Annotated in this window: 25 protein-coding genes; 9 read left to right on the top strand and 16 right to left on the bottom strand. The window is 40.9% G+C overall.

What is annotated here, in order from left to right:
• Positions 1–94: 94 nt before the first annotated feature.
• A complete protein-coding gene (locus tag B7E06_RS14410) occupies positions 95–1,078 on the top strand; it encodes an LCP family protein (protein ID WP_082234656.1) in 984 nt (327 codons plus the stop codon).
• 846 nt (positions 1,079–1,924) lie between these two features.
• Here B7E06_RS14410 and fabF read toward each other — a convergent pair.
• The 3 genes from fabF to B7E06_RS14425 all read right to left on the bottom strand — a co-directional run bounded on the left by fabF (position 1,925) and on the right by B7E06_RS14425 (position 4,943).
• A complete protein-coding gene (gene fabF / locus B7E06_RS14415) occupies positions 1,925–3,166 on the bottom strand; it encodes a beta-ketoacyl-ACP synthase II (protein WP_082234657.1) in 1,242 nt (413 codons plus the stop codon).
• An 18-nt stretch (positions 3,167–3,184) separates the two neighbouring features.
• Positions 3,185–4,117, bottom strand: a complete 933-nt coding sequence (locus tag B7E06_RS14420; protein ID WP_082234658.1) for a beta-ketoacyl-ACP synthase III — start codon at positions 4,115–4,117, stop codon at positions 3,185–3,187.
• Positions 4,118–4,415: 298 nt separating this feature from the next.
• A complete protein-coding gene (locus B7E06_RS14425) occupies positions 4,416–4,943 on the bottom strand; it encodes a hypothetical protein (protein WP_082234659.1) in 528 nt (175 codons plus the stop codon).
• Between the two features lie 136 nt (positions 4,944–5,079).
• Between B7E06_RS14425 and B7E06_RS14430 the strand changes: the two genes are divergently transcribed.
• Together B7E06_RS14430 and B7E06_RS14435 are read left to right on the top strand one after the other, a co-directional pair.
• Positions 5,080–5,259, top strand: coding sequence for a DUF2929 family protein (locus B7E06_RS14430; protein ID WP_245807745.1), 180 nt, complete (start codon positions 5,080–5,082; stop codon positions 5,257–5,259).
• A 183-nt stretch (positions 5,260–5,442) separates the two neighbouring features.
• On the top strand, positions 5,443–6,252 hold the full coding sequence (locus B7E06_RS14435; protein ID WP_082234661.1) for an undecaprenyl-diphosphate phosphatase: 810 nt from the start codon (positions 5,443–5,445) through the stop codon (positions 6,250–6,252).
• 42 nt (positions 6,253–6,294) lie between these two features.
• Here B7E06_RS14435 and moaD read toward each other — a convergent pair whose 3' ends face one another.
• The 5 genes from moaD to B7E06_RS14460 form a co-directional block, all read right to left on the bottom strand.
• The gene (moaD, locus tag B7E06_RS14440) at positions 6,295–6,528 is read right to left on the bottom strand and encodes a molybdopterin converting factor subunit 1 (RefSeq protein WP_082234662.1); all 234 of its coding nucleotides are present in this window, start codon (positions 6,526–6,528) and stop codon (positions 6,295–6,297) included.
• Positions 6,525–6,992: a molybdenum cofactor biosynthesis protein MoaE gene (locus B7E06_RS14445; RefSeq protein WP_082234663.1), complete on the bottom strand. Its 468-nt coding sequence runs from the start codon at positions 6,990–6,992 to the stop codon at positions 6,525–6,527. Before B7E06_RS14445 ends, moaD begins: the two co-directional genes overlap by 4 nt.
• Positions 6,989–7,492, bottom strand: a complete 504-nt coding sequence (gene mobB, locus B7E06_RS14450) for a molybdopterin-guanine dinucleotide biosynthesis protein B (protein ID WP_082234664.1) — start codon at positions 7,490–7,492, stop codon at positions 6,989–6,991. The genes B7E06_RS14445 and mobB overlap by 4 nt, the downstream gene beginning before the upstream one ends.
• Before the next feature lie 78 nt (positions 7,493–7,570).
• Positions 7,571–7,882 carry a metal-sulfur cluster assembly factor gene (locus B7E06_RS14455; RefSeq protein ID WP_082234665.1) on the bottom strand — a complete coding sequence of 104 codons (312 nt, stop codon included), beginning with the start codon at positions 7,880–7,882 and terminating at the stop codon, positions 7,571–7,573.
• Positions 7,883–7,955: 73 nt separating this feature from the next.
• Positions 7,956–8,720 carry a prolyl oligopeptidase family serine peptidase gene (locus B7E06_RS14460; RefSeq protein WP_082234666.1) on the bottom strand — a complete coding sequence of 255 codons (765 nt, stop codon included), beginning with the start codon at positions 8,718–8,720 and terminating at the stop codon, positions 7,956–7,958.
• 183 nt (positions 8,721–8,903) lie between these two features.
• On the opposite strand from B7E06_RS14460, the gene B7E06_RS14465 reads away from it, so the two are divergent.
• From B7E06_RS14465 to B7E06_RS14470, 3 genes are all read left to right on the top strand, one after another.
• Complete coding sequence (locus B7E06_RS14465) at positions 8,904–9,728, top strand: Cof-type HAD-IIB family hydrolase (protein WP_082234667.1); 825 nt, start codon at positions 8,904–8,906, stop codon at positions 9,726–9,728.
• A 96-nt stretch (positions 9,729–9,824) separates the two neighbouring features.
• The gene (locus tag B7E06_RS21905; protein WP_179134062.1) at positions 9,825–9,962 is read left to right on the top strand and encodes a hypothetical protein; all 138 of its coding nucleotides are present in this window, start codon (positions 9,825–9,827) and stop codon (positions 9,960–9,962) included.
• A 44-nt stretch (positions 9,963–10,006) separates the two neighbouring features.
• Positions 10,007–10,171 (top strand): DUF3813 domain-containing protein, encoded by a 165-nt coding sequence (locus B7E06_RS14470; RefSeq protein WP_082236022.1) that lies wholly within the window; start codon positions 10,007–10,009, stop codon positions 10,169–10,171.
• A gap of 142 nt (positions 10,172–10,313) precedes the next feature.
• Here B7E06_RS14470 and B7E06_RS14475 read toward each other — a convergent pair whose 3' ends face one another.
• The gene (locus tag B7E06_RS14475; RefSeq protein ID WP_082234668.1) at positions 10,314–11,678 is read right to left on the bottom strand and encodes a S8 family peptidase; all 1,365 of its coding nucleotides are present in this window, start codon (positions 11,676–11,678) and stop codon (positions 10,314–10,316) included.
• Between the two features lie 111 nt (positions 11,679–11,789).
• Positions 11,790–12,224, bottom strand: coding sequence for a hypothetical protein (locus tag B7E06_RS14480; RefSeq protein ID WP_082234669.1), 435 nt, complete (start codon positions 12,222–12,224; stop codon positions 11,790–11,792).
• 147 nt (positions 12,225–12,371) lie between these two features.
• Between B7E06_RS14480 and B7E06_RS14485 the strand changes: the two genes are divergently transcribed.
• Positions 12,372–12,635: a NifU N-terminal domain-containing protein gene (locus tag B7E06_RS14485; RefSeq protein WP_082234670.1), complete on the top strand. Its 264-nt coding sequence runs from the start codon at positions 12,372–12,374 to the stop codon at positions 12,633–12,635.
• Positions 12,636–12,677: 42 nt separating this feature from the next.
• On the opposite strand, the gene B7E06_RS14490 is transcribed toward B7E06_RS14485, so the two are convergent.
• Positions 12,678–13,559: a BsuPI-related putative proteinase inhibitor gene (locus B7E06_RS14490; RefSeq protein ID WP_082234671.1), complete on the bottom strand. Its 882-nt coding sequence runs from the start codon at positions 13,557–13,559 to the stop codon at positions 12,678–12,680.
• A gap of 27 nt (positions 13,560–13,586) precedes the next feature.
• On the bottom strand, positions 13,587–14,438 hold the full coding sequence (locus tag B7E06_RS14495) for a YitT family protein (protein WP_082234672.1): 852 nt from the start codon (positions 14,436–14,438) through the stop codon (positions 13,587–13,589).
• A gap of 192 nt (positions 14,439–14,630) precedes the next feature.
• On the opposite strand from B7E06_RS14495, the gene B7E06_RS14500 reads away from it, so the two are divergent.
• Positions 14,631–15,491 carry a DegV family protein gene (locus tag B7E06_RS14500; protein WP_082234673.1) on the top strand — a complete coding sequence of 287 codons (861 nt, stop codon included), beginning with the start codon at positions 14,631–14,633 and terminating at the stop codon, positions 15,489–15,491.
• Positions 15,492–15,522: 31 nt separating this feature from the next.
• Here B7E06_RS14500 and B7E06_RS14505 read toward each other — a convergent pair whose 3' ends face one another.
• The 4 genes from B7E06_RS14505 to B7E06_RS14520 all read right to left on the bottom strand — a co-directional run bounded on the left by B7E06_RS14505 (position 15,523) and on the right by B7E06_RS14520 (position 20,737).
• The gene (locus B7E06_RS14505; RefSeq protein WP_082234674.1) at positions 15,523–16,554 is read right to left on the bottom strand and encodes a LacI family DNA-binding transcriptional regulator; all 1,032 of its coding nucleotides are present in this window, start codon (positions 16,552–16,554) and stop codon (positions 15,523–15,525) included.
• Between the two features lie 21 nt (positions 16,555–16,575).
• A complete protein-coding gene (locus B7E06_RS14510) occupies positions 16,576–18,021 on the bottom strand; it encodes an alpha-amylase family glycosyl hydrolase (RefSeq protein ID WP_082234675.1) in 1,446 nt (481 codons plus the stop codon).
• Positions 18,022–18,215: 194 nt separating this feature from the next.
• Positions 18,216–20,063, bottom strand: coding sequence for an asparagine synthase (glutamine-hydrolyzing) (gene asnB / locus B7E06_RS14515; protein WP_082234676.1), 1,848 nt, complete (start codon positions 20,061–20,063; stop codon positions 18,216–18,218).
• A 305-nt stretch (positions 20,064–20,368) separates the two neighbouring features.
• On the bottom strand, positions 20,369–20,737 hold the full coding sequence (locus tag B7E06_RS14520) for a YisL family protein (RefSeq protein ID WP_082234677.1): 369 nt from the start codon (positions 20,735–20,737) through the stop codon (positions 20,369–20,371).
• A gap of 155 nt (positions 20,738–20,892) precedes the next feature.
• On the opposite strand from B7E06_RS14520, the gene B7E06_RS14525 reads away from it, so the two are divergent.
• Positions 20,893–22,086, top strand: a complete 1,194-nt coding sequence (locus B7E06_RS14525; protein WP_082234678.1) for an ornithine--oxo-acid transaminase — start codon at positions 20,893–20,895, stop codon at positions 22,084–22,086.
• The last annotated feature ends 13 nt before the right edge of the window (positions 22,087–22,099 follow it).

The raw sequence follows: 22,099 nt of genomic DNA on the forward strand, positions 1-22,099 counted from the left end.
CTTTTCGACTTAGTCCCCCTCATTCCCCTTTACTATTATGTAAATCACATGTAAATTTATTAGAGGGGGTTACCAATAGAAAGGATGATTAAGCATGGTTGCTGAACGCTCCTTGCGTAAGCAGCGGAAACGCAAACGTAAGAAAAGACTTTTTCTAGCTATTATATTTTTATTCTTTATTACTTCTCTGAGTTATGTGGGCTACGAATATATGATGGGTAAACAAGAATCCCAAAGCAAAGTATCGGGAGATGATGGAAGTGATGATTCACTTTCTGAAATGTCCAGCAAGTATAAAGATGAGTTTAAAGGCGTGGACAATAACGATGGCAAGACAAACGTGCTCGTGCTTGGGGTGGATCAGCGAGATGACGAGACTCCACGCTCAGACACGATTATGATTGCTCAGTATGATGAGGAAGGACAGCGAGCTAAAGTGGTGTCCCTTATGAGGGATTTATATGTAAGTATCCCCGGGCATGGCTATAACAAGCTTAACGCTGCCTTCGCATTTGGCGGGCCGGAGCTTATGAGACAGACGATTAAAGAAAACTTCGGAATAGATGTTGAATATTACTCAATCATAGACTTTGATGGCTTTACTCATATCGTGGATACACTTGCGCCCAGCGGTGTTGAAGTGGATATCGAAAAAGATATGCAATATAAAGCGTCAGATACGAATATTAACCTTAAACAAGGAACCCAAACCTTAAATGGTGAAGAACTCCTGGGATATGCCCGATTCCGTAGTGACTCTCGCGGAGATTTTGCCCGTGTCGAGCGCCAGCAGAAAGTAATTACACTGCTCAAGGAGGAACTTGTTTCTTTTAACGGGGTAATGAAAGCCCCGAGACTTCTTGGTACCCTTCAACCTTATGTTGATACCAATGTAGGAAGCGGGAAGTTTCTTGATTTGGGTAAAGAAGTTCTATTTAATGGAGTAGATAATATAGAAACTTTTAGTTTACCGACAGAAGATAATGTATGGAACGCAAGAATGCCGTACCCAGTCGGCCTGGTACTTCAGCATGACGAACAGCAAAGTGCAGAAGAAGTACAGGAATTCCTTAAATAACAAAAATCCCCTGGCTGCTATAGCCAGGGGATTTTTCGCATTTCTTTGACTTTGTTCAAAAGTTTACGAAGCTTCTCTCTTCGCAGAAACAGAATTTTGTTTGCCATGATAGAGACAGGACGTGGGCCCTCACAAGGTAAAGCCTTCTGTACTCCCTTAAAGGCTTGTCTATTCTCAAAATAGAAAAATTCTGTTCCGTTCGCCTGAATATAGAGAACCGGGCCAGGGGAAACAGCTCGCTTTCCATGGGCGAACGGTGAGCTTCCTCGGGCTTTTAGCCCTCCGGGATCTCACCCTGTTCTATCCTCCCATAGGAGTCTCACCGTTTCCCCCGGCCCTTTGCGTTTACTAGGAGTAACGGAACACTGAGAAAGAAAGGATTATTTCCTTTATAGCGGTTACTAAAACTACAGCGTTCCGTTTATATTCTTGACAGGTAAGAGGCTGGGAAATGACGAGACTCCTGCAGGGAGATAGAGCCGAGGTGAGATCCGCGAGTGCAACGAGCTAGCTCACCGGCTCCCCGCGGAAAGGGAGTTATTTCCCAGCCTCGTTCCTCTTATACAGTAAACGGAACAGCTCCTTCTCTTCATAAGTAAGAAAGAGACACCGAAATAGCGAGACTCCTGAAGGAAAATAGAGACGTGGCGCAGACTTTTTCCTTCACTTTAAGACAGATCAATTGAGATTTCTAAACTCCTGAAGGGCCATAGAGGCAGGGTCAGAACCGCGAGTTTTTAGAACTAGCTCCCTCAGGGAAAAATCATTCCCCTTTCTAAAGCAGATATTAAAAAAGCGTGTGAAATCTTTTTTAGTTGATTTCACACGCTTTTAATTTGGTTTTGCCTATTCAGCAAATTTTTGAAAGACCAGTGAAGCATTATGGCCGCCAAAACCTAGAGAGTTACTCATGACTCTGGTTAGCTCCTGGCTTCTCGCTTCATTTGGAACATAATCAAGATCACATTCAGGATCTGGCGTTTCGTAATTGATTGTCGGCGGGATTATCCCTTCATTAATAGCTTTAAGAGAAATAATAGCTTCTATAGCTCCAGCTGCTCCCAGCAGGTGCCCAGTCATAGACTTAGTAGAAGATATCGCCATTTTATATGCATGATCCTTAAAGACAGATTTAGCTGCAATTGTTTCAAACTTATCGTTTAAATCTGTTGATGTTCCGTGTGCGTTTAAATAGTCGATGCTGTCTGCTGTGATCCCGGCATCTTCTAAAGCCTGGTTCATCGCACGTACTGCTCCTTCGCCTTCTGGTGCTGGAGAAGTGATATGATAAGCATCTCCAGTAGCGCCATAGCCGGTAAGCTCTCCGTAAATTTTAGCCCCGCGTTTTTGGGCGGATTCCAATGTCTCAAGGATAATAATCCCTGCGCCTTCACCCATTACAAAACCGTCTCTGTTCTTATCAAAAGGTCGGCTTGCTGTATTAGGGTCATCATTAAGGGACAATGCACGGGCAGAGGCGAAGCCGGCAAAGGACATTTTGTTCATCGGTGCTTCTGTACCGCCAGTAACCATAATATCAGCGTCACCCCGCTGGATTACCTTGAAGGCATCACCGATAGAATTGGCCCCGGAAGCGCATGCGGTTACCGTACATGAATTAATACCTTTGGCTCCAAGTGAAATGGAAACTTGTCCAGCAGCCATGTCTGGAATCATCATTGGAATAAAAAATGGACTTACACGCCGGTAGCCTTTTTTCTGAAAAGTTTCAAATTGGGATTCATAGGTGTTCATGCCGCCGATCCCTGAACCAATCCAAACTCCTACACGGCTTGCATTATCATCATTAATCGTAAGGTTTGCATCATCAACGGCCATACGGGAAGCAACCATTGCATATTGAACAAACGGATCCATGCGGCGTACATCTTTACGGTCGATAAAAGAAGACGGATCAAAGTCTTTCAGCTCAGCCGCTACATGAACCGGGTAATCTTCTTTATTAACTTTTGTAATAGGCCCAACGCCTGATTTTCCGTTTTTAATGCTGTTCCACATTTCGTCAACTGTATTACCGACTGGAGAAACGGCACCCAGTCCTGTAATTACGACACGCTTTTTTTCCATTACACATATCCTCCTTGATTACTTACCCCATCGAAGGGCAACGGCTCCCCAAGTGAGTCCGCCGCCGAAACCGACGAGCACAACAAGATCATTGTCTTTAATTTTACCTGCTTTCACGTCTTCTGACAAAGCCAGCGGGATAGAAGCAGATGAAGTATTTCCATACTTATTTACCTTTACTGACATTTTTTCCTTTGGAATTCCAAGTCTTTCTCGAGCTGCTTCCATAATTCTTATATTCGCCTGATGGGGAACTAAATAATCGACGTCCTCTTCTTTAAGACCGATTTTTTTCACAACATTTACGGATGACTGCGGCATTTGTCTTACTGCAAACTTAAATACCTCTCTGCCATTCATGAAGAGGTAATCATCCTGGTATAAATGAGGCCCGCCGCTTCCATCTGCTCCAAGCTCAAAGGAAAGGATTCCTTTTCCTTCACTGACAGGTCCAATAACGGCAGCACCCGCTCCATCACCAAAGAGTACGCACGTATTGCGGTCTTCCCAGTTAGTAATTTTGGAAAGTTTTTCTACCCCTACTACTAATATATTCTTACAGGAACCTGTTTCAATAAATTGCTTAGCAGTAATCACACCATACATAAAACCGGCACATGCTGCACTAAGGTCCATAGCGGCTACTTTTCTTGCTCCAAGCTTATGCTGAAGTACTGTAGCTACAGATGGGAATGGATTATCCGGTGTAACAGTCGCCACGAGTATCATATCTATTTCTTCAATTGTTAACCCAGAGTCCTTTATTGCTTCTTCTGCTGCTCGTAAAGCCATATCCGAGGTATCTTCATCATCAGCGGCAATGTGTCTCTCCTCAATTCCTGTCCGCGTGCGAATCCATTCATCACTAGTATCCACAATTTTTTCCATATCTTTATTAGTGAGTACTTTCTCAGGAGCGTAATGCCCTACCCCAATGATTCCAGCGTTCATATATTCATCCCCTTAAGGTTGTGTTTATATCAATTGTTATGACTTGGTACTAATATTAATTCATCTCTGTTTTATAAGCAAGCCTTTAAAATGAAAAGAACATAAGAAGCCGAGGCCCTTATGTTCACTAATTTTAGTATATTTTTGTTTATTTCGAAAGCTCTATTTATAAGGATTGATCTTCCTTACCTGTTAATGGATACATCAGGCCGGCAAAATTAATCACATTTCCCTCTAAAGGAATATATGAGCCCCTTTATGTATGGAGGGGTTTAATAATTAAAAAAAGGAAAAACTACTAGTACAAAAACTCCCCTCCCTTTAAATGGATATTCCAGATTTTCTCGAGTATCTCTTTAGGCTGCTCTCCCCCGCCTTCCCTTTCTATTTTTAAACTTTCTTTTCTTCCTTCTATAATGGAAATCATGTCTTCTACAAAGTCTTCAATATAGACAGCTTGATGCTGAATAATCCAAAACTGCAAATCATCAATGGTTTCGATTTCCTCACAATTAATCTCCATCCATTCACCATATAAAGCAGGGATCTCTGCTGTTTCAATGGAGCGGTCTTTTTGTTTCACCTCTACTCCTGAACGATCGATTAAAACGTGAACTTCCTCCTCACACTCATGACAGTGATTAAGCCGCTGCTCGGCAGACGTAAAATATTGAAAATGGCTGTTTCTCCCGACATATAAATATAATTCCTCTTTTTTTTCACTATCAATTTCATCTACACCAATAACCTCATGGCCTCTATGTAATAGCTGCCGAGCAAAATGATACCCAATCCAGTCAAAGCAGTTATATAAAACAATCACCATAATTCTGTCACCACCAGCTCTTTTTCCTAGATTTTATTCCTTTACTGGTAATAACATGTCACCATAAAGCGATTTCATATTTATTTTTCAAAAAAGTTCTGATAAAATAAAGAAAGAATGTGTAAAAATGAGGTGTGTGACATTGAGATTTATTTGGACAATTCTATGGGCGTTTCTTTTAAGCTTAATGACAGCTTATGTAGTAAGTAACATGTCTGGCGCTGGATTTTCTGCCACTCAAGTAATTACTATGACGATTCTTTTTAGCGGAGCCGCTATTGTTCTTGGCGAAGGGGTCATTACAGAAGAAGCTTAACTTACGAAAAAAACGCTGCTGCCTATCTATTTATTAGATAGCAGCGTTTTTTTATTGTTTTTTGTAGGGTTTTTTTAAAAACAAACGTCTGTATATTTGTGATAAAATTTTTTAAGTCTCGTACATATATTATTACATTTTCTCGAATCGTATAAATTCGAAAGTGAGTAAGGGGGTTATTTTTTGGAAGAGTTATGGCTTTTAATAAAATATTTGTTTTTGGGACTTCTGCAAGGATTCACAGAACCTATTCCTATATCTTCTAGTGGACACCTCGTTATTGTCCAGCAGCTGTTTAATTTAAGGATAGAAGGGCTTCAGTTTGAAGTTCTCGTGAATTTCGCATCATTAATCGCTGTTCTGTTAGTTTATAGGAACGACATCCTGCGGCTCATTCAAAACGGAATAGGCTATGTTTGGACGAAAGATAAACGTCAGAAAGACGATTTTGACTTCATTATTTACTTAATTATCGGCACAATTCCTGCAGGTGTTATCGGAATATTGTTTGAGGATAAGTTTGCTGGATTGAAAACTGTAGAAATGGTTGGTCTGATGTTGATCGTTACCGGAATCGCTCTTTGGATTATTCGAAATTTAAGAGGGCGCCGGGGAGACGGAGCTCTTACCTGGAAAGATGCTCTTATTGTAGGGCTCGCTCAATCTGTCGCATTAATTCCCGGGATCAGTCGTTCAGGTGCTACTATTGTAGCCGCAATGCTCCTGGGCATGAAGCAGGAAACCGCTCTTCGTTTTTCTTTCCTGCTCTACATTCCAATCAGTCTTGGTACAATGTTATTATCAGTGGGAGATTTAATTGATGATCCTAATTTAGGCGAGTTCTGGCTCAGCTATCTCATTGCATTTATTGCTTCATTATTTGCTTCGTATTACGCTCTTAAATGGTTTATGGGAATTATGGCTCGAGGCAATCTTAAATATTTCGCCTTTTACTGCTTTATTGTCGGTGGACTTATTGTGTTATTCATGTAAAAGAAAAAGGCTGTCCCTTAAATTTGGGACAGCCTTTTTAAATTAACCGCCACTCACAGGGGGCAGGAAAGCAATTGTATCTTTTTCCTTGATTGTTGTGTCATTTGAAGCTATCTCTTCATTTATCGCAGTCATCGCTTCATATATATCCGTAAGGCCATAATCCTTCTCCAAACGTTCTTTTAGGCTCTGGACCGTTTGCCCATCAACATCGATTTCTACAAATTCCTTACCTGCTTTTTCCTGAAGGCCGGCAAAAAATAAAACTTTATTCATTTTATATCCTCCTCTTTTGGCTTACCTGTTTCATAGGCTTTGGTTTGCAATTGATTGCCAATCCAGGCTTCTCCATCTTCCCAATGTTCTTTTTTCCAAATAGGAACGATTTCTTTAATTCGTTCAATCGCATAGCGGCTAGCTTCATAGGAATCGGCACGATGCGGAGATGAAACAGCGATAACAACAGCGATATCCTGAATATCCAGCTTGCCGATACGATGAGTAATCGCCGTTTTTGCTTCAGGCCACTTTTTTTCTATTTCTTCCCCAATTTCTTTAAGCTTGGCTTCCGCCATTGCCGTGTACGCCTGATATTCTAAAAAAAGAGTTCTTTTTCCTTTTGTAAATTCTCTTACCGTACCAATAAATGTGTTAATCGCTCCAGCTTCTCTTCGTGCCACTTGATTGGTAACCTTTTCAATAGAGATTGGCTGATCGGTGACTTTAAATAAATTTGTCATCTCTTTCCCTCCTCTGTTACAGCTGCATAAACAGCTGGCATTTGATTTTGCAAATCAGCGATTTTTATGACCGGCACATCACATTCAGGGACAGGTCCCCAGGTTAAAACTAATTTTATATTGCAAAGCTTTAGCAAATCTTTATCTTTTTCTTCTTTCAAAATGACAGCCTTTGGATAATTCTTTTGTTTGTAGCCCTCTATTAAAATGAGGTCTGGACTAAAACTTTCATACCACTTAATCATTTGTTCCAGCTTTATTTCCCCATTAGTATGTAACTGGGCACCCTTAGGGCTGATTACTGTTGAGATACTTGCACCACTGTTAAAAATTCTTTCACTGTCGCTATTCTCACTCAGGGGGTTGAGGGGCGCTTCATGGGGATGGTGTTTAATTACAGCGATTATATCACCAGTATTACTGCCAAAGCTGGTTAACTGCTCAATCACCGTTGTTTTGCCCGAATTTTTGTACCCCGTTATTTGAAAGATTACTGTCATCTTTTAAGACTCCTTATTAAAAAGTGCATTCATTCATAAAGAAAACCCCTTCCAGCAAGGAAAGGGGCTCTTCTTCAATCAATCAGGAATCCCAAGAGCAATTTTCGCATAACGGCTCATGCGATCTTTTGTCCATGGTGGATTCCAAACAATATTAACGTTTACTTCATTGACCTCTGGAAGGTCAGCAAGCACCCGCTTTACATCCTGTTCAATATGCCCAGCCAATGGACAACCCATTGCTGTCAATGTCATTGTCACTGTAGTATTGCCATCTTCGTCCATGTCAGCTCCATAAACGAGACCTAGGTTCACGATATCAATACCCAACTCAGGGTCAATTACATTCTCAAGGGCGCCCATAACATTTTCTTCAAGCGCTGTATCCATAATAGTACCCCCTTCATTTTCATTCATTACTTATTATAAACAATTTTTCCTCTAGAATAAACCGCTAAACATTTTAAAGAACAATCTCTATCCAATTTACCATCTCTAATATGCCAAAACGACTGACTTTATGACCAACTCCTGTTTCCCGTAAAAAGCGGATATTTTCAGGATTTCGGTAATTAGATACAATTTCATTATAAAAATCATAGGAGTGCTCAAATGGAACGACTGGATCGGCATCTCCATGCCAGAAGAACAGTGGCTTTTCTCTAATTTTTTGTGTATTAAGCGATAAATCAATGTTTTCAAGCGATTGATAAAGCTCACTAAGCTCATTTGGTGATATTGGCAAATGAATTCCTGTCTGCTCAACATCCCTAATCAGCTTCTTGGCAAACTCTACTGGTTTTGGAGATCCCATCATCACAGCGCCAGCCTGAATCCATGGGTACATCGTGATCGCTGCTGCAGTTGTGACTCCTCCCATAGAGGTGCCTCCTACACCAAAACGCCGGTCTAATATTAACCCTCGCTGATCAAGACCGTCTTTTATATCTTGAAGATCTTTTAAATTTTGATACACGATCTCCCAAAATTTAAAGCTTAATTCCTGTCTGGACAGGTGATCATCCCTGTCTCCGTGGTATATACTATCTGGGAGAATCACTCGATATCCTTTTTGCGCTAATAAGTAAGCCTGTGGCAAATTATGTTCTTTTGCTGATGTAAAGCCGTGAAAATATGTAAAAACGGGCAGCGGCTGATCATATTTTGCCGAGTTTACAATGATTAAAATCGGAATCCCTTTTAATGTTTCTCGATATATGCCTATCATTTACTCTAATCCCTTCTAACAAATCTTTAATATTTCTCAATCATTAAATTTACATTTATTGTTGTATAATGTAATCGTACCATTTATAACTTGGGATTGGAAAGGATAGGCATTACTAGAGGACTACCTTTGCATTCCAACTAAATACCCGCTACACTTGGATTATAAATTGAGGTGAAGACGATGAAAAAACAACATTTAATAGCACTTGATCTGGACGGTACGCTGCTGACAGATAATAAAGAAATCCATGGAGAAACAGAAAAAGTCGTCAGAGATGCAATGGCGAATGGTCATATCGTCTGTATAGCTACCGGACGCCCTCACAGGGCAAGTATTGATTTTTACAATCAACTGAAACTTGAAACACCTATGGTAAACTTTAACGGCGCTCTTATTCATCACCCGAAAGATGAGCGCTGGGATGCGCTGCATTCACCGCTTTCTATTCGCACAGCACATAAAATCATTCACAGATGCCATGAATTAGGTGTTAAAAACATTCTGGCTGAAGTGAAGGACCATATTTATTTAGATCAGCACGATAAGGAGCTTATGGAAATATTCCATACTCAAGATGAGAACCCGGTGACAGTTGGAAAGCTTAATACCAACTTAAAAGAAGATCCTACATCTATCTTAATCCATCCTGAAGAAGAGAAAATTAACACACTGCGTGAAGAACTGGATGTACATGCAGAGTTAATCGATCACAGGAAATGGGGAGCTCCCTGGCATGTCATCGAAATTGTCAGAGCAGGCATGAATAAAGCTGTCGGTCTAAAGAAAATTGCTCATTTCTATAACATTCCACAAGACCGGATTATTGCTTTTGGAGATGAAGATAACGATTTTGAAATGATTGAGTATGCCGGCGTAGGGGTAGCGATGGGAAATGCCATCAAAGAACTGAAAAATTTAGCCAACCATGTAACAGACACGAATGAGAATAACGGCATTGGCGAGTTTTTAACTGATTATTTAAAACTAAATCGCAAAGCCATGTAAGTAATATTTTACCTTGAGTATAACTTTGCAGCCCAGCCATACTAAGCTTGGACGCGAAAAGCGTTCAGGCTTTTTTTATGACAGGAGGGCTTTGTCATGGATAAGCAAAAGCAAGATCAAAAACGATGGGTTGAGGTTCAAAATTTCGATGAGCGCGAAATGGAACCAAAGCGCATCTCTGAAGCCGAACGCAAAGAGATGGAAGCTGATCAACACACGGTAGGAGGGTTTTAACAGTGAATTCTCTATTTGAAAATGCGAGAAATGCTATTAATCGTATGACACAGAACCGCGAAGCTGGTCATCAGCCAAGTCAAGAAGATATGCAAGCTGCAAAGCAAGCGATTCAATCTGCATATAGCCAGTGCTCTCAAGAAGAGAAGCAAGAGCTACAGCAATTAGAACGCAAGCTTGAAGCTGAACACAACAACCAACTACGGTAACCATTAGATCAGACTCTTTATGAGTCTGATCTTTTTTTCTAAGCTAAAGTCCATTCCCTCAACATGAACATATAAAATGCCTGCATTTTCTATATTAAGAAAATGCAGGTCTTCAATGCTGAATTCATTCAGAAGTCCTCATTTATAGATCTTCAGAAGAAGTACCCTGTTGCATTATAAGAGCGATTGATTTCTCTGCATTCACATAGCCGCTTCCATATATATTAGGATCCCGATCCTTCCACATGTCTGCTCCATCAGTCAATGCCTGCTTCAATTGATCAGGTGTTATGTCAGGTTTTGCTTCGATCATAATTGCGGCAATCCCGGCAACTATTGGAGTAGCCATTGAAGTACCCGACAAAGTCACATAGTGAGAATCAACGCGGCTGGATTTTTGCATCTTATCCAGATAGGATCTTGGTGATCGTAAGGAAACAATGTTTACACCAGGTGCCAGAAGATCTGGTTTTGTGACCCCATAAGGAGTTGGTCCACGACTTGAAAAATCAGCTACATCATCATCTCCTCTATTTTCTGATGTATTTCGGTCATCAAGTGCTCCAACCGTAATGACCTTATCACTGATCCCAGGGCTTGCAATTGTTCCACTGTCAGGTCCTTCATTACCTGCAGCCACTACTACCGTAATGCCGCTTTCCCAGGCTAATTCTACATATCGAACCATAGGATCATCATTTTCACTGGCATATGTGCCAGCAGTCGTCCCTAATGACATGCTGATGATATCGATCTTCGAGGCATTTTCTTCATTATAATTAATACACCAATCGAGCCCTTCCATTATGGATTCAAGGGTCCCCGATCCCATTTTATTAAGTACCTTTACACCAATTAAATTTGCATCAGGTGCAGCACCCTTATATTTTCCATCAGATGTAAAGCCGCTGCCTGCTGCATCTCCGGCACAGTGAGTACCATGACCATTATCATCATAAGGTTCTGACCGGTTATTAACAAAATCCGCAAAAGCGATAATCCTCTCGTCGAGATCCTGGTGTGGATAAATCCCCGTGTCAACGACAGCAATGGTTACATCTTTTCCCGTAAGCGGAGATTCATTTAATAATATTTTTTCCGCATGGGCAGATGGAAGAGCTGTATTTAAGAGAGCATGAACTTCTCTATTTAAATACACTTTTTTTACACAGCTGCATTTATTCAGAATGGATTCCAACCCTTTAGGTGTCACGTGCGCACTTACACATGATACAGGGGCAAACATCTTATTCACCCTGCATTTTTTATGATGAGCACTAACAGTTATAACTTCTTGTGCTGCATCCATAAAGGATGGAGAATTCTTATCAAATTCTATAACTACTTCAATTTTCTTTCTGCTTTTTATCCAGTTTTCAAGCTTAGTGTGCATAAAGCAGGGCACCCATTTAAAAGGTTTATAACTCCCTAAGAGTAAGCTTCTAAGAGGGTGATCTATTTTCACAGCATGACTGCGCACCATTTTAATCATAGAATAACCAAACATCTCATCACCTCAAAAGTTGATTTTTATTATATCTATGAGGGAAATGAAGTTTGGTAACGGTGTTTGTCCTTATATATAATTTTTTAATAAAAAAGACAGCTCTATCCTCTTTTAGGAAAAGCTATCCTTTAAGTTATATGATAATTTTAATAGAAGAGCGTATAGAATATGTCCAGCCGCCCACAAGACGATAGCCGTCATATTTGTAACAGCAGGTGTATCCTTAATAGCAAGCAGTGTTAATGGAAAATACGTACTGAAGGCTATGGCTGATAAAACAAAGGCAAGTATCCATTGCATCCTTACTGTACTGTTCTGTTTACTTCTAAGCAAAAAGCAGTAGATCATTCCTATGGCCCAGGAGATGATAAGATGAAACAGCCATTCTACTGGAGCCGGCCAATCAATATCTCCTATTACAGGAATGAAATCCACATTCATTAATAATATATAAACCTTAATTGCGGTCAATTCTTCTACAAGCCACATGTAAATACCAATAGCTAATCCTGAGATCGTTCCAATCCAAATTCCTTTTCTCCACATGGCCTCTTCCTCCAGATATTTAAAGTTCTTTTATTTATTACCAAAATAGCTATGTGTGAAACTCTACAGTCTGCCATCCTTTTTATTTAGAGTTTATTTATTTTCTGATAAGATAGAGATGAGCCGTTTCAAGAGGAGGAAATAATTATGCCGATAACTGTAGACGAAACACCTAATCCAAACGCACGCAAGTTCACTACTGACTCTTTAATCTTCCAGGGAGACGGAAGCGTATCTGTCATGCCTGGTCAATCAAGTGAATATGATATTATGAATGAACTCATGGAACTACAAGGCGTTGATAACGTATTTGGCTTCCAGAACTTTATTACGGTAAATAAGCTTTCAAATGCTGATTGGGAAGAGCTAACCCCTAAAGTTAAGGAAGTTATAACAAATCACGGCTATTAATAAAAAAACAGCTGACAAATGTGTCAGCTGTTTTTTTAATTCTCAGGCATCAAAGTTTTCGAGCGGTACGTAATTCATATGGATGGGCTGGCCATTCTTGTCTTTTTCGTAAATAGTCATAACCAGTGCCCCGCTTTCTGGAAGTTCAGCTGGGTCAACTTCTATTTCCAAGCTGAAAGGAGACCATTCCTTTTCTGGATCATCCACTTTAACAGCTTTATCTTCTACAAAAATGTTATGACCATCATCAATTGTATAGAAAAATTCACCATTGTTTACATTTGCTTCTCCCGCAACAGAATATTTTCCGTCTTCTCCAGACATCGTCATTTCTCGAAAAACATCCCCATATTGAGGATCAGAAGAAGAAACATCGGCAGGTGCGGATTCCTCCTCTGTGTTCTCCCCACCAACTGTGACCGTTTTAGTCATTTCAAAAGGTTTAGTTTCTAACGGCTGGTCATTTACTGTTCTAACCAGGAAGGACATTTTGGCCTCATATTCCCCCGGAGGCAATTCTTGATCTATTGTTTCACTGGCAGCCAGCTGTCCTCCCGGTTCCAGTTCTTCCGTAGTAAGCTGCTGAGCAAACATTTGGCCTTCTGAATACTTGTACACGACTTCTCCAGCTTCGTTTTCCAGTACAATTTCATATTTCTGGCTGGAGCTGAAACCTAAAGTGATGGGTTTTTCCGAATCATTCGTAATGAAAAAATCAAAGCTTATCCCTTCTTCCCCGGATTGAGCCTGGCCATCAAATGTCAGCTGTTCAACAAGAGACACTATGTTTTCAGGATTTGTTTCTTCTGTGGAACCATTTTCATTATCCATTTCTTCTTCTCCTTCCGAATTATCTTCCGAATTTGAACAAGCGACAAGGAAAATCAGCAGTAAGCTTATGGTGAGGAAGAACTGTTTCTTCATAAATAAATACACACCCTTTTTAAAAAGTTACTTATCATCTTTTCTAAATAAACCGAATATCCCAGTGGTTTGAATGATATTCGTAAAGGCTTGCGGGTCCACTTCTGTGATAATATGCTGCAGATCATAGAGCTCATAACGACTGATAACCATGACGAGCATGTTTTTATCCTGCTGAGTGAAGGCTCCCTTTGCCGGAAGCGTAGTAATCCCGCGTATCATCCGGGCATGGATAGCTTTTTCTAATTCGGGTGCTTTTGTCGTAATAATCATTGCTGTCAGTTTCTCATGGCGTGTATGGATCGCATCAATGACTCTTGTTGTAACATAGAGAGTCAGTAATGTGTATAATGCGTTTTCAGGCAGATATAATATCCCGGCAACCGCAATAATCACACTGTTAATGAGTAAGAAATAAATACCGATCGGACGGTCCTTTAAACGGGAGAGAATCATGGCAATGATGTCAAGACCGCCTGTGGAAGCCCCCCATTTGAGCGTGATTCCAACACCGACTCCACCGAGAACGCCGCCAAAAACAGCATTTAAAATAATGTCCTCAGAAAGCTGCTGTAATGGAATCAGCTCTAGGAATAATGTGGTAAAACCAACAGACAGCGCGCTGTAAACAGTAAAACCTTTACCGACTTTGTACCAGCCAAGTATAGCAACCGGTATATTAAGTATGAATAAAATGAGACCTGTACTAACACCCTGGATATTTAAAAAATCTTGAAAAATACTTGTCAGAAGCTGAGCTACACCTGTAAATCCACTGGCATAAACATTCGCTTCAATGAGGAACAAGTTCAGGGAAAGAGCATTCAGCAAAGCCCCAAATACTACGATTAAAATTCTTTTTACCTCAAATGAAAACATAACTGCCTCCTTACTTTGGCATTAAATACTACTCTTTTTTTATCACCACTATTACTGAAAATCAAGTACTTGTTAAGTGCTACCCGCAAATTCAACCCAATAATCATAAAAAATGACGGAGATATTGCTTTACTATGTCCTTCCATACGCCTAAACTTAAAACTATAAAATTTAAAACAGTAGGTGAATGGTATGAACGTAAAAATTGTATGTGATTCGGCCTGTGATTTATCCGTTGAATCGCTGCATAAATTAAATGTCCACTGTCTTCCTCTAGGGGTGACTATCGGAGGAGAAGAGTTTGAAGATGGCAAAACGATTACCCCTGACCAGGTTTATTCTCTTATGAGAGACGGAGAAGCACCAAAAACCTCACAGGTGTCGCCTCAGGCGTTCCGTGATACTTTTACATCTTTTGCCCGGGATAACCAGCCTTTTATTTACTTCGCTTTCTCTTCAGAGCTATCAGGCACCTATCAAACCGCGAAAATGATCGAACAGGAAGTTAAAGAAGAATTTCCGAATGCCCAGTTTGAAGTAATTGACACGAAAGCTGCTTCTATGGGGTACGGACTTATCGTTATGCGGGTTGCTGAGCTAGCTGAACAAGGAAAAGACTTCAACAGTATCATCGAAACAGGACAATATTACTCTGCCTACATGGAACACATTTTCACAGTGGATGATTTAGAATACCTTCAACGTGGGGGTCGTGTAAGCAAAACTGCTGCATTTGTCGGCAGCCTTCTTAGAATTAAGCCCTTGCTGCATGTAGAAGACGGCAAACTAATTCCCCTGGAAAAAATAAGAGGAGCAAAGAAAGTTCTTTCGCGAATGACAGAAATTATGAAGGAACGAGGAACGGCACTCGATCAGCAGCGTATCGCCATAAGTCATGGTGATGATTTGGAAAACGCTGAAAAATTGGCTGAATTAATTCGCAAAGAGTTCGGCCCCCGGGACATCGAAATTGAAATGGTCGGTTCAGTGATCGGCTCACATGCTGGTCCTGGAACAATCGCTCTCTTTTTCTTAAACCAGCCTCCCCAATAAAAACAAGCCTGAAAAGCGGCCTGTCCGTCTATCAGGCTTGTTTTTCTATTTTTTGAGCGGATGAACGATGGACTACTGAATAGGGAATGATCATTCGTTTAGCTGGTTCGTCTTTATTTTTCACCTTTTCAATAATACACCGGGCAGCCTGACACCCTATATCAAATATATGAATATCGACCGTTGTTAAAGGCGGCCTGGTGATCTCTGAGAGATAGACATTATTAAAGCTCACTATTGAAACATCCTCAGGCACTCTTAGACTCAATTCCTCAAGCATATGAGTTACACCGACAGCCATTAAATCGTCCGCAATAACTAAACCTGTCGGTGGTTCAGAAAGCTGAAACAGCTGATGTACGGCTTCTTTACCACCTGATTTCAAAAATTCGGCATGCACCTTGTATTCCTCAAGTATAGGAAGCGATGCAGCTTTTAAAGCTTCCTGATAACCTTTCAATCGATCCACAGTTACCATCAAGTCAGGAGAACCGCCAATGAAACCTATTCGTTTATGCCCTAAGTCAATTAAGTGCTTTGTAATTTCACTTCCGCTTTTAACATTGTCGTTATCTACATGAGTAATTTCATCCGTCCGTTCTGTAGGCTTTCCAACAATAACAAAGGGAAAATCTTTCTCAAGCAAAAAATGAAAGACAGGATCGTTTACTTGCGAATACAGCAAAATAACGCCGTCTATACGATTTCCATATACCATTCGCTCCACACTATCTAATATTTCCTGATCCGTCTCGCCTGTCGAGATGGAAATGGAGTAATTTTGTTTATGAGCAATTGAGCTGATTCCACGCAGCACTTCAGGAAAAAAAGGATTCTGAAGCGACTTATCTGCACTAAAAGGCATGACTATCCCTAATGTTTGTGTGGAGCGGCTGGCTAAGTTTCTCGCATTAACATTTGGGTGGTAGCCCATTTGTTTCATTAACTTCTTTACTTTTCGCTTCGTTTCCGGGCTGATTCGGGGACTGTCCGCAATAACCCGGGAAACGGTAGATGGAGCAACACCGGCAGCCTTTGCTACGTCTTTTATTGTAACTCCCATAATTTCACCTTCTAATGTTCATTAGTTTCCAGCGTTTCTTTTGGATTTAATGCTCAAGGCTATAATTGCAATCACAAAGAGAAGCAGAACTCCACCTACAAATCCAATAAACAGCCAGTTCCATCCCTGGTTTTCCTCAACGACAAATATATCGCTTGTTTCTCTGTCCATCCCGACTCGGTAGCTTCCATCCTCAGACTGGTGGATAAGACCATCCTGCATAAGCCCGCGAAGCTGTTGATCATCAGGAAGATGGGTCAACTCTGCTGAGCGCGTTTGTGACGAATTGTTTATAGCAACGACTAAGGTCTGATCCTCCAGCTGCCGTTCATAAAGAGTCATTCCATTATCATTGTACAACTCTTTATAACTTCCCCTTGCTAAGGCAGGAAATTCCTGTCGTACGGAGTTAAGCTTTTCCACGATCTGGCCAACCTCAGCATTACCGCCTTTGAAACTCATCATTTGACCGTTCTCCATTTCTTTTCCCTCATCTAAGGGAAGCTCGGTGCCATAGACAGTTACCGGAATACCTGGATAGGTAAATAAATGAGTCAGCGCCAGCTTCCAGCGCGTCACTGGGTTCTCTCCTTCTTCAACGGCCAGACGGGTTAAGCGGTCAGTAAGCGGCATGTCGATATAATGATTCTTCATATTATCGGATTCAGAAAAATTTCCGAGCTCGTTATCAGGTGATTGAAAAGCTTCGGCAGCTTCTGTCGAGTAGTCAGGCAGGGTGTAGCTTACATTATCTCCACCTTCTACATTACTTGTCCCCTTCGTCATAATAAGAACATCTTCCTTTACCTCGGACAAGGATGTACTAAAACTTTCCACAAAGCTGTCCCCGGGAGTTCCCTGCAAATGAAATCCATCCACATTTGTTTGCTGAATCCACCATTTTGCAGTTTCAGTAAAGTATTCCTGAACTTCGCGATTATCTGTATCTAACTGCGGAAGCGAAGATAAACCACCTGTAGTTTCCTGAGAGCCTGTATACCAGCCGCTGTTTTCCTGTACCCACGGATGATTAGGACTTGTATGAGTGACAACGATATCAAAAACAACCTTTATATCTCGTTCATGCGCTTCTTTTACAAGACGCTCAGCATCCTCAATTGTCCCAAAGTTTTCTTCTACAGCCCTGTAGTCATTTATCCAGAACCCATGAAATCCACCTTCTTCATTTTCCATAATGGGGCTAAGGATGATAGATGTAAAACCCATCTCCTTAATATAGTCCAGTTGTTCTATAACTCCCTTGATATCCCCGCCATGATAAGCCTTTGGATTCTTTGTATCTATATTGCTGTCATTTTCGGAATCTCCATTCATAAAGCGATCGACCATTATGTAATACATACTTTCATCCTGCCATTGTCGTTCTTCTTTTTCAGCAGCGTTAACCATGTGAACACCACTAAAAAGAAACAACATGATCGTGAGAAATTGGATGGATCTTCTCATACCCTTTCCCCCTCTTTAAAAATACACTCGGTCTTAAGATTATCCCTTTCTCCTGCTGATAGTCAATCACATTTTCAGAGATTTTATGACAATCTAAGTACCATATTAATATTGGCGCCATTGCTTAAAACTAATTTCATTATTTTCACCTCAAAAAATAAGCTGCCGAGCCTCGCTCGCCAGCTAAAAGTATTTTAAGATTTGATGGAGATTCGATAAGTTTCAAGCCAATGATTGATCTGGCATAAATTCGCAATCAGCTGCGGGCCGGTCATCAGCTGGCCAAACCATGGAGTGCTGAGACTTTTCCCTTTGGAGTCGTTCAGCTTACGTACTTCCTCTTTATCAAAAAGATCAAATAAAGGCGAATATGACCGCTGAAGAATATCGTCCATCCAGACGGTAACAGCATCTGTATAATCAGGGTGAAAGGTTTTTGGATAAGGATTTTTCTTTCTGAACAACACTTTATCAGGCAGCACGCCTCTAAGAGCTTCCCTTAGAAGGCCTTTTTCCTGATCTTTGTAATGTTTCATTTCCCAGGGAATATTCCACGCATATTCAACGAGTCTGTGATCACTAAAAGGCACTCGTACTTCTAAGCTTGCTCCCATGCTCATACGGTCTTTACGTTCGAGCAGTGTCTGCATGAACCAGTTCATATTTAGATAAAACATCTGCCTGTGCTTTTTGGCGTTTTCACTTTCCCCCGGTAAAAGAGGAGCTTCGTTTAGAGTTTCTAAATATCTTCTCATCATATAAGCTGGCATATCATACTGACTGCTTATATCCTTTTTAACGAGTTTCTGCCGCTCATCGACCGATCGGATCCAAGGAAACCCATTGCGATCACGATCCTCTGCCCGATAATACCACGGATAGCCTCCAAAAATTTCATCGGCACATTCGCCCGAAAGAGCCACTGTTACATGGTTTTTAATTTTTTCACAGAACCACAGTAAGGAAGAGTCGACATCGGCCATCCCCGGCAGATCTCTTAATTCCACCGATCTCTCAAGCCGCCGGACTAAGTCCTCTACACTTGCTTCAAGTGTGAAATGCTTCGTCTGGTGTTTTTTCTGCACCATATTAATGTATTCCAAGTCCCTGTCAGGCTGGAAAGCATTCTTCTGGAAATACTTACTTTGTTCCTCATAATCAATGGAGAATGTTTCGAGTTCTCCAAGTTTTCCAGTTTTATAATTCTCGGCAGCGATTGCCGTAATAGCACTGGAATCTACACCGCCTGAAAGAAATGTCCCAAGCTTTACATCACTGACCAGTTGACGCTCTACAGCATCCATAAACAGTTCTCTGACTCTATCTACTGTTTCTGTAAAAGAATGTGTGTGCTTCTCACTTCTTACATTCCAATATCTTTGAGCAGAAATATTTCCTTTTTCAAATACAGCAAAATGACCAGGTCTCAGTTCATGGATATTTTCGAAAACTCCGTGCCCCGGCGTCCTCGACGGTCCTAAAGTTAAGACTTCCAGAATCCCTTCCTCCGCAATCGCTGCCTCAACATCCGGATGTGCTAAAATTCCTTTAATTTCAGATGAAATCAGCAAACCGCCACAATGCTCACTGTAAAACAAGGGTTTAACCCCAAGGCGGTCTCTTGCGATAAATAGCCTTTCATTATTGACTTCCCATACACTAAAAGCAAAAATCCCATTCATGTAGTCAACACAATTTGTTCCCCATTCTATATAACTGATGAGAACAACCTCGGTATCTGAGTGCCCTTTAAAGGACCACCCTTTGGCTTTTAATTGATCTCTCACTTCATCTGTATTGTACAGCTCGCCATTATAGCATAAAATATATTCTTCACCAGCAGCTTGACGGACCATAGGCTGCACGCCTCCCGTCGGGTCGACTACAATTAAGCGGCGATGACCAAACCCCGCTGGACCTTTTATCCATTTCTGATAGTCGTCAGGACCCCTGTGCTGGATTTTTTGTGCCATTTCATTGATTACCTGCTGCTTTTCGTCTTCTCTGGAATTATAATCTATCCAGCCAACTAAACCACACATCTGCCTCACCATCCTTCTGAAAAAAAGCATCGTAATACAGGATATGAAAGTTTTCCGGAATTGTATGAGATTTTTTAAAAATATTGTTGACTTTTTAGTTGAGAATGATTATCATTTTAAATGAGAATAGTTTTCACTAGACCCCAATGCCGGTGAGCTATTTTAATCCCCCCTCTATTTATATGCATAAATAATAAAACAGCAAAAAACTTGCAGTGAAACCGTTTCTCTGCAAGTTTTTTGCCAGCCGTCCAAACAAAAAAAGCCGTCGAGATTTGCTCGACAGCTTTGAAGTGAATGCATTCTTATCGAGGCAGAATCCCTAACGGCAGGAATCCAAAACCTAAAATTAAGGCAAGGATAGCTGCTATCAACAATTGAGCCCACCATCCATAAGAAATATACTTCTTCTTATACTTAATTGTTACCATTTCCATTGCTGTGATGACCCATAAACCGACAAGCATCTTAACAATAGCCAGTCCCATTTGGTCTGATCCATTCATATAATTGGCAAACAGAGAGCCTCCAGAATAAAGGATCAGTAAATAGTCCACTCTTAAAATCATGTGCGAAATTTTTGCAGCTTTTTCATTACCTTTTCGTGTGAATGTTGCAGCTAATCCAACGAGTACAAATGCGATTACCCAAGAGGTAATATGTACGTGCGCCATACTTCTCCTCCTTATTACAAGAATCTTCCTTCATAATACCACGAGGATTCGACTTTTTCCTAAGGAAATACTCTCAACTATTTTAGAATTGAGTAAATAAACTTTAAACCTGTTATACTAAAAGGGATATTTTTCAAAGAAATTGGAGGGATAGCATGACAGTCAGCAGTCAACAAATCATTGATCAAACTCAGGAGTATGGTGCGAAAAACTACCATCCCTTACCGATTGTAATTTCAAAAGCTGAAGGAGTCTGGGTGGAAGATCCAGAAGGAAACCGCTATATGGATATGCTCAGTGCCTATTCAGCAGTTAACCAGGGCCACCGCCATCCGAAAATCATCCAGGCACTAAATGATCAGGCAAGCCGAGTGACCCTTACCTCCCGTGCTTTTCATAATGACCAGCTGGGTCCGTGGTATGAAAAGATCTGCAAACTAACGAATAAAGAAATGGCACTGCCTATGAACACAGGAGCTGAAGCTGTTGAGACAGCAGTCAAAACGGCCAGACGCTGGGCATATGATGTAAAAGGTGTACAGGACGGCCAAGCTGAAATTATTGCCTGTGAAGGAAACTTCCATGGACGTACATTAACTGCGGTTTCTCTTTCCTCTGAAGCAGAGTATCAGCGGGGATTCGGTCCTCTTCTCCCTGGCATTAAACTAATTCCATATGGTGATGTAGAAGCTTTAAAGGAAGCGATTACAGAGAATACTGCCGGATTTCTCCTTGAACCTATTCAAGGAGAAGCAGGAATTGTTATGCCTCCAGAAGGTTTCCTAAAGGAAGCTTATGATGTATGTAAAGAAAATAACGTTTTATTTATAGCTGATGAAATCCAGGCCGGACTCGGTCGAAGCGGTAAAATGTTTGCCTGTGACTGGGAGAATGTCTCCCCTGATGTTTTAATTCTTGGCAAAGCTTTAGGCGGAGGCGTCTTCCCTATCTCCTGTGTAATAGCCAATAAAGATATCCTGGGAGTGTTTAATCCAGGCTCCCATGGTTCAACATTTGGAGGGAATCCGCTGGCGAGTGCAGTATCTGTTGCTTCTCTTGATGTACTGGAAGAAGAAAACCTGGCTGCCCGCTCCCTTGAACTTGGGAATTACATGATGGAAGAATTGAAACAAATTAATAATCCCAAAATTAAGGAAGTACGAGGCAAAGGATTATTTATCGGTGTTGAAATGACGGAAGCCGCCCGTCCTTATTGTGAGCAGCTAAAAGAAAGAGGGCTGCTGTGTAAGGAAACACATGAGAATGTTATCCGATTTGCACCTCCTCTTGTCATCGAAAAAGAAGATCTTCAATGGGCGATCGATCAAATTAAAGAAGTACTAAAATAACAAAAAGCTTCGG

It is taken from the genome of Halobacillus massiliensis, assembly GCF_900166625.1.
Lineage (GTDB): Bacteria > Bacillota > Bacilli > Bacillales > Halobacillaceae > Halobacillus_A > Halobacillus_A massiliensis.

What these genes read in the sequence shown, in the direction of transcription:
- mobB (WP_082234664.1), bottom strand. Translation starts at nt 7,492, where the DNA reads ATGACAGTAATCTTTCAAATAACGGGGTACAAAAATTCGGGCAAAACA.
- moaD (WP_082234662.1), bottom strand. Translation starts at nt 6,528, where the DNA reads ATGAATAAAGTTTTATTTTTTGCCGGCCTTCAGGAAAAAGCAGGTAAG.
- B7E06_RS14410 (WP_082234656.1), top strand. Translation starts at nt 95, where the DNA reads ATGGTTGCTGAACGCTCCTTGCGTAAGCAGCGGAAACGCAAACGTAAG.
- B7E06_RS14495 (WP_082234672.1), bottom strand. Translation starts at nt 14,438, where the DNA reads ATGTTTTCATTTGAGGTAAAAAGAATTTTAATCGTAGTATTTGGGGCT.
- B7E06_RS14505 (WP_082234674.1), bottom strand. Translation starts at nt 16,554, where the DNA reads ATGGGAGTTACAATAAAAGACGTAGCAAAGGCTGCCGGTGTTGCTCCA.
- B7E06_RS14465 (WP_082234667.1), top strand. Translation starts at nt 8,904, where the DNA reads ATGAAAAAACAACATTTAATAGCACTTGATCTGGACGGTACGCTGCTG.
- B7E06_RS14485 (WP_082234670.1), top strand. Translation starts at nt 12,372, where the DNA reads ATGCCGATAACTGTAGACGAAACACCTAATCCAAACGCACGCAAGTTC.
- B7E06_RS14525 (WP_082234678.1), top strand. Translation starts at nt 20,893, where the DNA reads ATGACAGTCAGCAGTCAACAAATCATTGATCAAACTCAGGAGTATGGT.
- asnB (WP_082234676.1), bottom strand. Translation starts at nt 20,063, where the DNA reads ATGTGTGGTTTAGTTGGCTGGATAGATTATAATTCCAGAGAAGACGAA.
- B7E06_RS14500 (WP_082234673.1), top strand. Translation starts at nt 14,631, where the DNA reads ATGAACGTAAAAATTGTATGTGATTCGGCCTGTGATTTATCCGTTGAA.
- B7E06_RS14470 (WP_082236022.1), top strand. Translation starts at nt 10,007, where the DNA reads ATGACACAGAACCGCGAAGCTGGTCATCAGCCAAGTCAAGAAGATATG.
- B7E06_RS14445 (WP_082234663.1), bottom strand. Translation starts at nt 6,992, where the DNA reads ATGACAAATTTATTTAAAGTCACCGATCAGCCAATCTCTATTGAAAAG.
- B7E06_RS14510 (WP_082234675.1), bottom strand. Translation starts at nt 18,021, where the DNA reads ATGAGAAGATCCATCCAATTTCTCACGATCATGTTGTTTCTTTTTAGT.
- B7E06_RS14475 (WP_082234668.1), bottom strand. Translation starts at nt 11,678, where the DNA reads ATGTTTGGTTATTCTATGATTAAAATGGTGCGCAGTCATGCTGTGAAA.
- B7E06_RS14460 (WP_082234666.1), bottom strand. Translation starts at nt 8,720, where the DNA reads ATGATAGGCATATATCGAGAAACATTAAAAGGGATTCCGATTTTAATC.
- B7E06_RS14425 (WP_082234659.1), bottom strand. Translation starts at nt 4,943, where the DNA reads ATGGTGATTGTTTTATATAACTGCTTTGACTGGATTGGGTATCATTTT.
- B7E06_RS14455 (WP_082234665.1), bottom strand. Translation starts at nt 7,882, where the DNA reads ATGGATACAGCGCTTGAAGAAAATGTTATGGGCGCCCTTGAGAATGTA.
- B7E06_RS21905 (WP_179134062.1), top strand. Translation starts at nt 9,825, where the DNA reads ATGGATAAGCAAAAGCAAGATCAAAAACGATGGGTTGAGGTTCAAAAT.
- B7E06_RS14520 (WP_082234677.1), bottom strand. Translation starts at nt 20,737, where the DNA reads ATGGCGCACGTACATATTACCTCTTGGGTAATCGCATTTGTACTCGTT.
- B7E06_RS14480 (WP_082234669.1), bottom strand. Translation starts at nt 12,224, where the DNA reads ATGTGGAGAAAAGGAATTTGGATTGGAACGATCTCAGGATTAGCTATT.
- B7E06_RS14420 (WP_082234658.1), bottom strand. Translation starts at nt 4,117, where the DNA reads ATGAACGCTGGAATCATTGGGGTAGGGCATTACGCTCCTGAGAAAGTA.
- fabF (WP_082234657.1), bottom strand. Translation starts at nt 3,166, where the DNA reads ATGGAAAAAAAGCGTGTCGTAATTACAGGACTGGGTGCCGTTTCTCCA.
- B7E06_RS14490 (WP_082234671.1), bottom strand. Translation starts at nt 13,559, where the DNA reads ATGAAGAAACAGTTCTTCCTCACCATAAGCTTACTGCTGATTTTCCTT.